Origin of the sequence: Paenibacillus plantarum (genome assembly GCF_013141695.1) — a bacterium.
Lineage (GTDB): Bacteria > Bacillota > Bacilli > Paenibacillales > NBRC-103111 > Paenibacillus_E > Paenibacillus_E plantarum.
Genome location: NZ_WHNY01000026.1, coordinates 76,093 through 90,242 on the forward strand (window position 1 = coordinate 76,093; position 14,150 = coordinate 90,242).

12 protein-coding genes are annotated in these 14,150 nt (G+C 44.7%); 1 reads left to right on the top strand and 11 read right to left on the bottom strand.

From position 1 onward, the window contains the following. From GC096_RS07390 to GC096_RS07440, 11 genes are all read right to left on the bottom strand, one after another. Positions 1-705, bottom strand: coding sequence for a phytanoyl-CoA dioxygenase family protein (locus GC096_RS07390; RefSeq protein WP_171629593.1), 705 nt, complete (start codon positions 703-705; stop codon positions 1-3). Positions 706-1,103: 398 nt separating this feature from the next. Further along, positions 1,104-1,304, bottom strand: coding sequence for a hypothetical protein (locus GC096_RS07395; protein ID WP_171629548.1), 201 nt, complete (start codon positions 1,302-1,304; stop codon positions 1,104-1,106). 8 nt (positions 1,305-1,312) lie between these two features. Beyond that, a complete protein-coding gene (locus GC096_RS07400) occupies positions 1,313-2,236 on the bottom strand; it encodes a DUF4871 domain-containing protein (RefSeq protein WP_171629594.1) in 924 nt (307 codons plus the stop codon). Between the two features lie 3 nt (positions 2,237-2,239). Next, positions 2,240-2,791: an RNA polymerase sigma factor gene (locus GC096_RS07405; protein WP_312886217.1), complete on the bottom strand. Its 552-nt coding sequence runs from the start codon at positions 2,789-2,791 to the stop codon at positions 2,240-2,242. 111 nt (positions 2,792-2,902) lie between these two features. Then, entirely contained in the window at positions 2,903-3,463 is a 561-nt protein-coding gene (locus GC096_RS07410; RefSeq protein WP_171629595.1) for a GNAT family N-acetyltransferase, read from the bottom strand. Between the two features lie 68 nt (positions 3,464-3,531). Continuing rightward, a complete protein-coding gene (locus GC096_RS07415; RefSeq protein ID WP_171629596.1) occupies positions 3,532-5,622 on the bottom strand; it encodes a glycosyl hydrolase 115 family protein in 2,091 nt (696 codons plus the stop codon). Positions 5,623-5,696: 74 nt separating this feature from the next. Continuing rightward, on the bottom strand, positions 5,697-7,016 hold the full coding sequence (locus GC096_RS07420; RefSeq protein ID WP_171629597.1) for an ABC transporter substrate-binding protein: 1,320 nt from the start codon (positions 7,014-7,016) through the stop codon (positions 5,697-5,699). A gap of 122 nt (positions 7,017-7,138) precedes the next feature. Then, positions 7,139-8,695 (bottom strand): response regulator transcription factor, encoded by a 1,557-nt coding sequence (locus GC096_RS07425; RefSeq protein ID WP_171629598.1) that lies wholly within the window; start codon positions 8,693-8,695, stop codon positions 7,139-7,141. A 31-nt stretch (positions 8,696-8,726) separates the two neighbouring features. After that, a complete protein-coding gene (locus GC096_RS07430; protein ID WP_171629599.1) occupies positions 8,727-10,430 on the bottom strand; it encodes a cache domain-containing sensor histidine kinase in 1,704 nt (567 codons plus the stop codon). Between the two features lie 86 nt (positions 10,431-10,516). Beyond that, complete coding sequence (locus GC096_RS07435; RefSeq protein ID WP_171629844.1) at positions 10,517-11,353, bottom strand: carbohydrate ABC transporter permease; 837 nt, start codon at positions 11,351-11,353, stop codon at positions 10,517-10,519. Beyond that, positions 11,353-12,312 carry a carbohydrate ABC transporter permease gene (locus tag GC096_RS07440; protein ID WP_171629600.1) on the bottom strand — a complete coding sequence of 320 codons (960 nt, stop codon included), beginning with the start codon at positions 12,310-12,312 and terminating at the stop codon, positions 11,353-11,355. The genes GC096_RS07435 and GC096_RS07440 overlap by 1 nt, the downstream gene beginning before the upstream one ends. Positions 12,313-12,525: 213 nt before the next feature. Between GC096_RS07440 and GC096_RS07445 the strand changes: the two genes are divergently transcribed. Further along, complete coding sequence (locus GC096_RS07445; RefSeq protein ID WP_171629601.1) at positions 12,526-13,554, top strand: transposase; 1,029 nt, start codon at positions 12,526-12,528, stop codon at positions 13,552-13,554. Positions 13,555-14,150 lie beyond the last annotated feature (596 nt).

Here is a 14,150-nt window from a genome sequence, read left to right on the forward strand (position 1 = left end):
CTAGAGTTGGTATCCTGATAGTTGAACACGGTCTTCCAGCAGCTTGCCCGTCTTCGCGTAACGGCAGTTCGCCGCTCCAACTTGGAAGGCATAGGCGCGTCTTGGCTTATCCGTATGGTTCATTTTACTGTGGTGAAGCGTTTCGCGATGGAAAAATACCGCATCCCCCGGTGCCATCGGATCGCAAGGCGTTCCGTTAGCAGGCTCAGCTGCTCGCTTATGCCCCTCTTCTGTATTAAGATTGGGTTGTCGACCTAGAAGATGGGAACCAGGCGCGAGCCAAAGTCCCGCATTTTGCTGCGTAATCGAATCAAGTGCAATAAAACCATTCAGCATATGACCAAGAATGTGCGTATATTGATTATCCTGGTGCCACTCGAGTCCCTTCCCCTGCGGATCCACGACAGCGTACATCCCCATCCACAGCTTGACCTCATCGCCCAAAATCCGTTCAAACACACCAACGACATCCTGATTCGTCAGAAAACCTGTTGTTTCAGGATAAGCAGCTTTCTCTTTGGCGATATCGATAATCGCATGACTTTTCCATTGCCCATCGCCTAGCATATTCGCGAACACCGCATTCTCATGGTTGATCGCTTCCACGGTCTCCGCAGTTATAAATCCTGGTGCATAGAAGTATCCCTCCCGATAAAACTTGTTGATCATTTCCTCTGTTAACTGAAAGTTCGTAACTCTTGACATCGCAACTGCCTCCTCATGATCCCTTGATTACTTCCCTTTCATCGTACTGAATGTAGCGTGAAATTTCTTGCAATTACGAGAGCGAGAATTAGCAATTTTGTTCAGTGGCGGCATGTTTCATGGTTCTGGAGAAAGAGAAATTGCCGCAGATTAGTGATCTGCGGCAGTTGGATAGAGCGTTTGTCTCTATTTGCTAGACTAGATGGAAAAAGTACAGTTATTTCCGCGTTTTCTCCCCTGTTTTATAAAATAACTGGAAAACATACAGCTAAAATCAGGCTTTCTCAGCAATCTTAGCCGAAACACGAAAATTAGATGGAGTTTTTCCAGTTAGAATCGAATCTAGTTCAAATTGAGTTGAAATAACTGGATATTTTCCATCTATTTACGAAAACTGCTCACTCAGCCGGTTTAGCGAGTTGAAACATCCCATTGCTCACCTCGATGTGCCAAATAACTGTACGCTCCAACGGATGCTTGTTCGGCTGATGAATGGTCAACTGGAGTGTAGTCCCCGATTCATTCTCGTACAGCGTGCCGTCCAAGCATTCCCAATCCCGTGGCGTCAGCGTATCCCCCGCAGGTTCAAATGGCCCCATCGGTGTAATTACTTCACATCGACCACAATGGAAGGCAGCAATCGTCCGTGTACATACGGCAGTAAACGCCAACGACCTTTTTCCGGGAGCATCATCAGGGTAGGAAGATGTCGGTCAGCACCATTGTTTGCTGGCCCTAAAGCGTTTGCTGATGACGATAGATTAGATGAAAATACTTCGACAAATGTATGCGTTCCTTCTTTTACGGCATAAACTTGGAAGGGCCCAGCAAGCTCTTCATCCGTCCCCCAGAAATGCCACATATATTTCTGATTCCTTCCAGCTATAAATCCAGCATCAATAAAGCCAATCTGTTTTGCAATACCGCGCATCCAATAATTTCCTGATTGAAACATCGGACTTAGCTCCCAAGATGGTGTTCCCAAATTTACGGTTACATGTCCGAATAACTGATCGTCTAATTTCACGTCTAATCGCCACATGCCTTCAAGGGGAAGCGCAAATCGGGTCGTATACCTGTCAAGGCCAAGATACCCAGGGCTAGGTGTTTTAATTTTCTCAGAAGCGACTGTTTCACTTCTTCCAGTTTGTAGCTGTACAGCCTGAATAGTTAACGTTTTACCTATAAAGGTCTCCATTGCATCTTCAAAATGGAACATATACCCATTCATTTCTCCAGCCCTCGCGTTAGGCTCAGGAGCTACATAAAAAATCAGACGCCCCTGCTCATAGTAAGCTTTCTGTTCTTGGACAATCGCAACTTCAGAACTCGGCGTTCCTACGAAACCAAACACAATCACAATAACTAGGAGTAAAGTAGCTACAATCCCCCATTTATATCTACGCCTAGAGGAATCACCCACTTCCTTGGCACGATGCATGACACGATTTGCGAGTTGTTTTGTAAAATGTCGATCTGCAAAAGGCGAATCTGCCATTCGCTTTGCCCAGGCAGGCTTTTCATCATTCATACCCTACACCTCCTCCTTGTTATAGGTAACTAAAGCATTCATCTTTTTCTTGGCCCGGTTTAATCTTGATTTGACGGTACCAACCGAGACATGCAATAGCTTGGCGATTTCATTCATTTTAAGTCCATAATGATAATCCAGAATAATCACTTCCCGATATTTACGAGGTAATGTCATTACCAAGTCCCAAAGATCACGGGTGTCGCTCCGATCGAAAACAACCTGCTCCGCAGCTGGCGAGCTGCCCGTCGAGATGAACCGATCCGTCAAAGTTACTTTTCGAAAGAATGCCCCTTGCAGATAATGGAGTGATTTATTTCTTGTGATTGTAAGCAGCCAACTCTTCACCGAGCAATCCCCGCGAAACGCATACATCCCAGTAAATGCCGCAAGGAATACATCTTGGGATATATCGTCTGCCACATGAGAACGGTGTGTTAAGAAAAAGGCAAAGTTCCATACATCATCCCCGAAATCTTCCATTAAGTCTCGTAGTACAAGCTCCCGGTCGTACCCTTGAGCCAAATATTTTAAATACTCGAAATCGTTCGCCACGCGCTCACCTCTACTAATAAGACCGTACAACTCGGAAAAGGTTCCTTATTGTGGAAAAAAATAGCTCCAGACTTATATAAAGTCTAGAGCTACCGTTTTACCGTTCAAGTATTATTCTTTTACACGGTCCAAATAATCCTCAGCCAACATCGCGAACAACACGTGATCCTCACGTACGCCGTTAATTTCTAACAGCTTGCGAGCCAGTCCTTCTTGTCGGAAGCCTGCTTTTTCCAAAACACGCATCGAGCCCACATTACGCGGCATGACACCTGCTTCTACACGTTGTAATCCTATTTCTTCAAACGCGAATTTCATAATCAGTTGAATCGCTTCTGTCATATACCCTTTTCCATTATGCGCCTGATCCATGCTATAACCGAGAATGCACTTCTGATGTGGCCCACGTTGGACTTCAAAAAGCGAAATATCACCAATAAGTTGATCCGTTTCCGTTAGAAAAATGCCGAACGCGTATCGCTTATCTTCTTCTCTTTGTTTGATCCCGTTTTCAATACCCTTCTCTTGTACTTCTTTTGTATAAACAGATTCACAGCGCTTAGGACTTACGCCCTCGAATAATTCACGATTACGCAGCATGTGGTTTAGCATATCATCAGTGTCACTTACATCCAGAATCCGGATATAGACTCTTCCATTCTTGTTATTCATGAATTCCATCATCCTTTATCTCGAAGTCCTGTTATTATACGTCGGAATAAAGAATGGTTCAAATCACACTATTTTTGTTTATGAAAATAGCGCTGTAATTGGTTAGCAAGCTCATCATCCGAAAGGGGATTCCGGTGTGTGTTTTCCAAGTAAATATATTTCTCCGTTTCTGGCATGAGGTATTCTTTGTACCAGTGGAAAAAGTCTGGACTATCCCCCTGCATACGCAGGAATCGGCGTAGTGTATCTACATTAGTAACGGTACTCGCGATATTCGTTAGCCAATCGGCACGATAGAAATTCGCCCATTTGCCATGCTCAGCCAAGCGAAGTGCCTGTAAACCTTTGTCGTAACACCACATGGATTGTGAAGCCAATACGAAGGCTTGCGCATACTGCTCGCTGTAAGCAGCTATATAAGAACGGCAGAGCCAGAGCAATCCCTCCGAACCCGTCTGGTGAATGACACCTGGCAGCCACAAATGGTCAATAACTCGCTGTTTGTCCTCACCATCCAACTTGCTCAGCAGCTCCTCACATACCTGGACCCACTTAGACCAAGAAGCATGCCCCTCTTCACCTCGCTGTTCAAACCATTGTATTTGCTCAGCGAAACTACATTCTCCCGTCGCCCACAGCAACCCGCGGTCCGCTTCACTTGTACGCCCTTGCAGCCAATGCCCGATTAATCTTCGCGCAGGATGATGATAAAACTCGTCTCCAGCCAAATCATCAGCATGTGGCCCATAAGCAATGGAGGCTTCTGTATACGTGCGATACAAATCGGCAATTTCTTCCTGATGACTTGGGTAATAGCGACTAACAAATGCCTGTAAATGAGTCTCGATATCCATCGTTCCTTGAAGCCACAGTTCACGAACAAGATCTAGCATATACATGTGCTGACGAATATTCCCGCAATTCAGCAGGAGATAATCGGTACATCCCGCTTCAAAAGCGCTCTCCACTTCCTCCTTCACAAAGGCAGCCGCACCCTGAAACATCGTCAAATGATTCGATGCTTGAAGATCATGGAAGGTCACGTGGTAATAGATACCATGCTGACCACCATCATCCGCAGCAGGCAGCGCTGGCATCCGCACATTCACATTGCCGTGTCGGCGTGACACCATTTTACCATACCCATTATCCGCCCAAATTTTGATCACATCATGTGGCAATTCAATATAACCGCCCTTATATAGCTCCGCAATCTCACCATACAAAGCTACACAATAGACAGGGTTCTCAACGGCTTCCTTAATCATCTCATATTGACGATAAATGACGCGGGAAATCATTTCCCCACGCTTGGTTGGTGTATCAAAGGATGGATCATTCTCCCAAAAAGGCTTATCCCCCTGCCCTCTGAATGAGAGCACCCACAGGATGTTTTGATCCTTTTGCTTCTCAATGGCTTCCAGCCATAGTTTTTCAAATAATTCAGGGGCTTCCTGATAGCTGGCCGATCTGCCAGTATAAGCTCTTAGGAACATTTCTGCGCCCAAAGGCTCCGCATGATGATGGGTTAACCAAAGGCCCATTTCTACTGCAAGCTCCCAATGAATACCTGTCTTCGGTAGATCCGTCCCCGGAATCACCATATTTCCACCGCAGCGAAGCAGCGCTTCAAAAACAGGCAGCCATACTTCACGCGAAGGTGGGTACGTCTCTTTCCATCCAATGAGACATACCTCATCGTTGACGAACCACCCGCGGAATCTCACTTTAGCTACTGGTGAGTCATACGGTTCGCAATTCACTTCTATCGTAGTGCGTTGCTTAATCGGCTGATCCATCCAATACCAAAATGGATGAATGCCTAGCATCGTTTCACTCACATGCAAGATACCGTAAACGAGCCCCAAGTCATCATTCGCCACGATATGCAGCTGCAATTTCTCACCATCGTGCGTATATCGCAGAGCAAATGCTTCCGCATGCATCGCACAGCCATCATGCTCAGACGCATAACGTATGACAAGCTCTGCTTCAGCAGGTTCATGTACAAGAATTGGCTCCGTACCGAGCACATGCAGGATATCTCTCGTCAGCATATCTAAGGAGTGACGAACTGGTGTTCCCAAACGATCTGGCGGACAAATGGAAAGCCTTCCCTCCAGCCGTAACGTTGATTTACTATTTACATTTATATGCATGTCTATACCCCTATCGAAGGAAAAAATCATGGCGCGTCCTAAGAAGCGACAACGCCATGATTCAAAGCAATCAATTATTTTTTTACTGCTGTATCATACTCTTTCGCTTTTTTCATTAATTCTTCGTAAGCTTGATCTGCTGTTGCTTTGTCGAACATGACTTTCTCTACGATCGTTTTGTAATCTTTCTTGAAGTTACCCCAGCCTTGCGGTTCAGCCACGAATTTCTGTGCTGCCGGTCCTACTTTGTTAATAAAATCAACGGATGTTTTGTCAGACGCGCTGAAATTTGGTGCTAGTGTCGTTACGATTTTCGCATTTCCTGGAATACCACGTGTTAATGATAGTGTTTTCCCTGCTTCCTGGTCGTTAATGAACCAATCAACGAATTTCTTCGCTTCATCTTGTTGCTTGGAGCCTGCGTTCACACTCCAGAACATGCCTGGTTTCAACCAACCACCCGTTTGTCCTGCTTTCGGAAGTGTTGTAAATCCAAAAGCGTCTGGTTTAAGACCATTAATAGCACCCACTTGGTTGGAGAAAATGTGACGAGCAAGCGCTGTTCCATTGACCACACTATCCATTTTCGGATCAAGCTCTTTGTCTGTCACCGTAATATCAGCAGGTGTAACGATGCCTGCTTTACGCATTTCGGATTGCTTATTCATGTATGTAATCCATGTATCTTTATCGATGGATAGCTTGTTGTCTGTAAAAGACTGCCCTTTACCTTGGCTAAGCTGATAAGCTGTATAGTCAACTAAATCTGAGCTTTGATCAACGAAAACGTATTTATCTTTCCCTAGTTTGGCTTTGGCATCTTGACCGAATTTATAGTAATCATCCCAAGTCCAATCCCAAGCTGGTGCCTTTAAACCTAATTTCTCAATCACCGTTTTATCGTAAGCCATGCCAAGTGCGGCAGTTCCTAACGGCATTGCGAAGAGCTTGCCATTCACTTTACCTGATTCAATAAGTGCTTTATCCATATCCGCTACATTAATGCTTGCTAGATCAGCGACCAAATTACGTCCAACATACTCATTCAAGTAAGCAGCATCCATTTGGATAATGTCAGGTGCATTTTTCGCTGCGAACTGAACGCCGAGCTTATCGAAGTAGCCGTCCCAACCGGAGAATTCGCTTTCAAAAGTAACATTCGGATGAAGTGCCGTATATTGAGTTAATGCCTTCTGAGTCGCATCATGACGCTCTTGCGCTCCCCACCAAGCAATACGCAATTTGACTGGAGCGGCTGGTTCCGCTTTAGTCGTGGCTGCTGCTGTTGGTTGAACCGAAGCTTTCGCTGGCGCTTCCTCCGTTTTGGATCCACAAGCTGACATGGATGCCACGACAACAAGTGATAGTGCAGTAGTCATTAATTTTTTCTTCATTGTATAATTACCCCTCTCGCATATGTCGATCTCACACACTTATCGTATCGCTGAAAGCCTCAACGGTATAGGAGAGAATCGAACTGATTTCTTTCAGTTTTTGAAACAAGCGGGGAGAAAACCTACTTTTTCAGCAAATCACTCGGGTTAATTCCGCAATATTTCTTGAAAAGAGTACTGAAATATGGCACATTTTGATATCCAACCTGCTCAGAGACTTCATAAATCAACAAATTCCCTTCTAAGAGAAGCGCCTTCGCTTTCTCCAGTCGGACACGAATGACATAGTTCATAAAGGTTTCCCCTGTCACCTTTTTAAACAACTGATTCAAATAATTTTTCGAGATAAATAGCTGTCCCGCCAACTCATCCATCGTAATGTCTTTGGCATAATGCTCATGAATGTAACCGAGCATAAAATCGACGGCTCCTTTATGCTTCTGGTTAATGCTTGGCTGTCGCTTCAGTCCAATGCTTTTCACCTTGGCTTGAAGGAAGCTCTCTACATCCGCACGATGAATAATCGTATCCGTTGACGTTACCAACTCATTCTCGTCCGTAGGGGTAATCGACATGTCTGCTTGCTGTGCTGCATATTGCAGCAACGTCCAAATTTCCGTCGCTAAGACACGATAGAATAGCTTGGGATCGCCGCCTTTAGCTGACGCCTCTTGCCGATTAATGAACCGCTGAATATGCGACCACAGCTCTTCTTCACTGCTTTCCTGCAAAGATTGGGAAAGATAACGGACCAGATCCACCGCACCTTGTCCTTGTTCAAATGCTTGTAATGATTCGAAAGCAACATCTGCTGACTTTTTCAAATCTTCCCATTTACTAATGCGTTCACCTACCGCCGCTTTCACCGTTAAACCCAAATATCGCAGCATGCTGCTTGTTAAGGTCTCTATGAAGCGAGCAGATCGTTCAAGAGATTGCTCATCTGCTTCGCTGCGAGGAATATGTAGAACAAGTGCTGAATACGGCCCGAATAGCCAAATAAACGCTGATTCCGGCCATTCCTGCTGCGTCAGCTCCTTCGTGATATTGGACATGGCGAAGCGAAATAAATGCCAATCTGCCACTGAGATATCCGTCACCCTGTCTGTCTTCACCAGTTCAAGTACGACGACCTGCTGATCATAGTCTGTCCAGTACGCTTCGACATGGGGCAGTTTCATGTCAGCCGAATTAGGCTGAAGAGTACCATTAAGCAGAGCGGCAAGCTGCTCATCGGCCATTTGTTTCTCATAGTTTTGAACAAAACGAACAAGCCGCTTTTTCTCCATTTTTTCCAGATAGAAATCTTCTAATTGTCCAATCGTCCGAAACAAAACTTCGCGAATCTGTTCGATTGTTATTGGTTTATTCAAATAATCGTCGACATCCAGTCGAATCGCTTGCCTCGCATACTCAAAATCGGTATATCCGCTATGAATAATAAATCTGCCCTGAAAGCCTTCCCCCCGCAGTTTCTCGATCATTTCAATCCCGCTAATACCAGGCATATATAAATCCGTAATGACGATATCAGGCTCTACTTCACGGATTAACTCTAGTCCACTTTCTCCGTCAATCGCCTCTCCCGCGAATTCAGCATCCAGCTCGGCCCAAGGAATGATATGCCGTAAACCTCGCAAAACCTGAAAATCGTCATCCACTATGGCTATTTTCCACATGCTCATTTACTCCCTTATGTTATGAATATGGTTATTGGTCTGATAGTGGGAATCGAATGTCAACTTGAACGCCACCTTGTTCCCGGTTGCTCAGTTGTAAGTTATATTGATTGCCGAATAAGGCATCCAGTCTTTCCTTCACATTCCGAAGTCCATAGCCTCCGCGCTTCCTAGGCTTGTTCTGCCAATTATCACTGAGCCCCTTGCCATTATCTGTAATGGTTACATATAAGTTGTTCTCATCTCGATTAATGTCTATACCTATCTCAGCTTCGGAAGCGCCATGAAAGCCATGCATAAACGCATTTTCTACGAACGGCTGCAGAAAAATCTTCGGCATCAGAGAGTGCTTACAGCTCTCATCCACTTTAATTTGATATGACATTTTATCTTCCCAACGCACCTGCTGAAATTTCAAATAGTGTTCAATGTGCGCGACTTCCTCCGTCACAGCCACCAGACTATTCGTATTAGATAGCGCTAAACGAAACATACTCGCGACTTGCGCGAGCATAGAGCTGATCTTATTCTGCCCCGCCTCGATCGCTGTCCAGTTAATCTGATCGAGCGTATTATATAGAAAATGAGGATTGATCATCATTTGCAACGATTTCAGCTCTGCTGCCCGCTGCTGCACATGCTGCTCCCGCAGGGATGCATAGAGGTCTTCGATGCGTTGTGTTAATTTACGATACCCATGAAATAATTTCCCAAACTCATTCTTATAGTCGGTTGGTAAACCTTGATCTTCCCCTGGTGAATACTGCCCCATGGCTCGAATCAATTGATTCATCGGTCTCATGAATCGGCGGGATAAGAATAAGGTAAGCAGCAGCACGAGCACAATCGAGGTAGCTCCAAGAAGAAGGAAGAGCTTCGCCATGCTTTTACTGCCTTTGGTCATTTCACCCCAAGAACTTGCCTCGAAGAGTGTCCACTGGGAATCTGGTGATTTGGCCCAAACGAAGAAATCATCCTCCACACGTAAGGAACCGCTTGGTTTATCCAGCTCCCCCTTCAATGTGAGTGTCGCTTGCTGCAATTTGCTGCTGTTGCCAGAATGCGTAATCAATCTGCCTGCTGCATCAAGTAACGCCATATTGGTCGTGTCGTCTTCACTTGAAATCAGATGCCGAATGCTCGATACCTTAATATTGAAAACCATCAAGCTGTAATACTGATTGCTATTATTGATGACTTTGCGGGCGAAACTTATCACCGATTCTTCACGTCCATTGGTCATAATTTTGTGCTCGCCAAGCCAAGCGCTGTCCGTTTCTAGAATACTCGGATACCATGCTTCCTTATCTAATAGCGACATCTGGAAGAACGTAACAGGGCCTTGGGTATCCGAAGTAAATGGGTAATCTGAATAGACATGGATCGATTGCAGAATCGGCGTACCGAAGACAAGATAGTTCAATTGACTCTGCAGATCCGTCTCGATTTGCAGGCGCTCATAAGCGTCCTTATCTCGTAATCGGCCGTATAGGAGATCGACATTCTTAGCCGAGGTTCCCGAGGTCTGCTCAATACCAATTAAGCTTGTGCTCATTTTTTTGCTCAATTCATTCAGCAAGCGCTGCTGATAGAAAGAAGTATTGGAAGCAATTTCACTCGAAGTCCCCGAATAACTAACGGCAATAACAATACCGATCAACATAGCAATAATGACGGCTGAGCTGAAGAAATAAACCGCGATAATGCGATACGTTTTGAATGGATTTTGCAGCATGTCTCTGCCCTCCGTATGATTCAAACTAAGGTCTTATGCAAAGAAAGCCGCAGCAAATGCAGCAGCTTTCCTAGTCAATCCTAAGCTTATCCTTTTAAAGCACCCGAAGCAATACCTTCGACGAAATGCTTCTGTGCGATGAAGAAAATGATCACGGCAGGCATAACAGAGACTAAAGACATGGCTAACATTTGCCCCCACGGCACCGTTCCCGCAGAATCAATGAACAGCTTCAAGGCTAAGTTTACTGTGTATTTATCGACGGAATTGATATACAGTAATTGACCAAAGAAATCATCCCAGTTCCAAAGGAAACAATAAATTGCGACTGTAACCAGTGCAGGCTTGGTCAATGGAATGATAATGCGCCAGTAAATTCCGAACCAAGAACATCCATCTATTTTCGCAGACTCATCCAACTCTTTCGGTATGGAACGAATAAATTGCACGAGCAAATAGATGAAGAAGGGGCCGCCCACGCCGCCTGCGAGCAAATGAGGGACATAGAAGGGTAAATACGTATTAATCCAATCAAATTTACTGAATAACACATACTGAGGTACAATCGTTACTTGCGTCGGAAGCATTAACGTCACCAGCAGGATACCGAACCAAAGCTTACGAAGCGGGAAGTCTAGTCGGGCGAAAGCAAACGCAACAAGGGAACAAGATACGATACTTGTGAATAATACGCCAATAATTAACTGAAAGTTATTGATATAGAATACGCTGAAGTCATAGTTAGGAACCGATACCCAGCCTTCGGTGTAATTAGCCCAACGGAATGTTTCGGGAAATAAATTCGGCGAGCGCATCTCATCATTCGTTTTGAGCGAAGCGCCTAACCACCAGAACACGGGATACATCATAATGATGCTTGAAATTAGTAATAATAGATGGGTCAAACCTTGGCGTCTTGCCATCATTTCCCCTTCCCTCCTTGCGTCTCATAGTAAACCCAGTATTTAGAGGTTGCGAAAATAAGCGCGGTTACCGCTGCAATAATGACCAGTAGAATCCAAGCTAGCGCTGAGGCATAGCCCATTTGAAACTTCGAGAATGCTCGCTCATACAAGTACATGACGTATACATACGTTGAATTTACAGGCCCCCCATTGGTGATGATAAATGCCTGTGTAAACATCTGGAAGGAATTGATCGTTGATTGCACAAAGTTGAACAAAATAATCGGAGACAACATCGGCAGCGTGATCGTGAAAAATTGTCGTACCTTGCTCGCGCCATCTACGGAAGAAGCTTCATACAAATCCGTTGGAATTTGTTTCAGTCCGGCAAGGAAAATAATCATCGCCGATCCGAATTGCCACGCAATAAGTAGTACTAGTGTCCCTAACGCAGTGTCAGGGTCAGCAATCCATGACTTCCCTTGAATGCCGACAAGCGCTAAGGCTTGGTTAATAAAGCCGTCTTTGCTGAAAATGTTTTTCCATAGAATCGACACTGCGATACTCGTCCCGATCAATGATGGGAAATAGATCATCGTCCGATAGAAGGAAATCCCTCTGATTTTCTTATTCAGCAGCATCGCCACCAACAGCGCTGTAACGAGCTTCAGTGGTACGGAGAATACGACGAATAGCAAAGTTACCTTGATGGACTCGCGGAAAGTATCATCCTCCATCACGATATGCTTGTAGTTCTGTGCCCCAAGCCAATGCGGTGCATCCAGCAAGGAGTAGTCCGTAAACGAGTAATACAAGGACATCAGGATTGGCCCTAGTGTTAACAGGAAAAAACCAATCAGCCACGGGGACAAAAAGAGGTAACCGGCCACGGGAGACTCCCATCGGCTCAGAAACGGGATTTTCTTTTTCTTCGGTTTTGCAAGCAAACGGTCTGTTTGCTCCACGGTGCTTTCCATTAATCATTCCACTCCCTGTTCAAAGCGCTACGAGATTCGCTTGTTATCTTATAGGTTTATTATAAAAGGCATCTCCGATTAGTTACATTGCGCATCGAATGAAGTTCTTTCACTATTTCACAGTAAAAAAACTACGACTGACCAATCAACTAACAAGGACTTCCAACCACCTCTGTTGAAGTATGTAAGACATACTTTAACGGAGGTTTTCTCATGCCATTACCGAAGAACCGGATCACTCCTGAAAGAAAAATATACTTCCAGCCCGAATTTTCTTGCTGCGTTCACTGCGGAGCAAAACTGAAGCGAAGTCATACGGCTTGGAAGAAAAATATCTCTACACTAAACGGTGTCATTCAAGCTTGGAGCATGGCCTATGTTTGTTCTAATGCAAACTGTGCCTACCCAAAAACATACTACAAATCCGCGGAAGCAGCGTTGCTCGCTATGAAGCATACTTCATATGGCTTTGACGTGCTTGCCTTAGTTGGTCAACTTCGCTTTAAACAACATATGACCATTGCTGAAATTACCGAAGAACTTATGGAGCGAGGTGTGTCCACATCGGAGCGTAATTCGCAAAGATTGTATGAACGCTATCTAACACTGTTACGTTCGAGTGTGACCGAATTTGTGAAGGATGAACTTCAGCACGTTGTCAATCAACACGGCGGAATTATGATCTCCATGGACGGTGTCCAGCCTGAGAAAGGGAATGAGACCCTTTATGTCATTCGAGAAGTTTTCAGTGGGACAATTCTCGTCGCAAAAAGCGTAAAGAGTAGTTCTGCTGAAGAACTGAAGAGCCTCATTCAACCTGTTATCGATTTAGGTTTTCCCATCATCGGCATCGTTTCAGACGGACAGCAGTCTATTCGTCTAGCTATGGAATCACTGCTACCAGAAGTTCCGTATCAATATTGTCAGTATCACTATTTAAAAGATATTGCCAAGCCTATCGTGGATCTAGATCGAAAATTAAAAACGGGCATAAAGAAAAGCCTTCGCGGTATTCGTGCTATCGAAAGAAAGCTAGAACAAGATGTCTCCGAAGAAGCCGAAGTTGCAAGAGATTATTTGGCTTCGGTGCGTTCTGTTCTTTTGGAAGATGGTAATCCACCGCTGGATTTGCCAGGTCTTCGAATCTATGAAACATCAGAAGCTATACAGGCATCCCTTGAAAGTTGCCTGAGTAAAAAAAGAGCCCTCTCTACTTCAAAACATAATCAGAATATTCAGTAAACTTAATGAATTCAGCACACTGTACATAGATGTAAAACGTTGGTCACTCCCACTCCAGTACGTAGCAGATATTTTAAATCCAACTGACGACCAAAGCAGTGATTCGGTACGATTTCACATGCAGTGTTTGCTACAGTGGGTAGATTTGACCTATACCAAAGAAAGTGATCAAATCATGGTTTCAAATCTGAGAAGCTACACGAAGGGATTTTGGAAAGGGCTTTTTACTTGTTACGACCATTCACATGTCCCCCGTACAAATAATGACCATGAGAGATTCTTTAGAAAAACGAAAACACGCCATCGGCGAATGACAGGACTTCGGAGTTGGAACGAGTACATCGTTCGCTCCGGAGAATTTGTTGTATTTGTTGATGACGCACTCCGCCAGAGGAACTTAGTAGGCAGACTCCAGAGCATTACCTATGAAACTTTTCATACCGAAAGACAACGCTGGTCCCTACGGTTACAGGAAACAACCAATCGTCGTCGCTTCAGAAGAAATCCCGCGAAATACCTTAAAGCGGCAGAAAATAAATTCTGTATGTTGATTGGTCAGTCGTAGAAAAAAAAGAAGACCCAGAGCACTGTCGCCC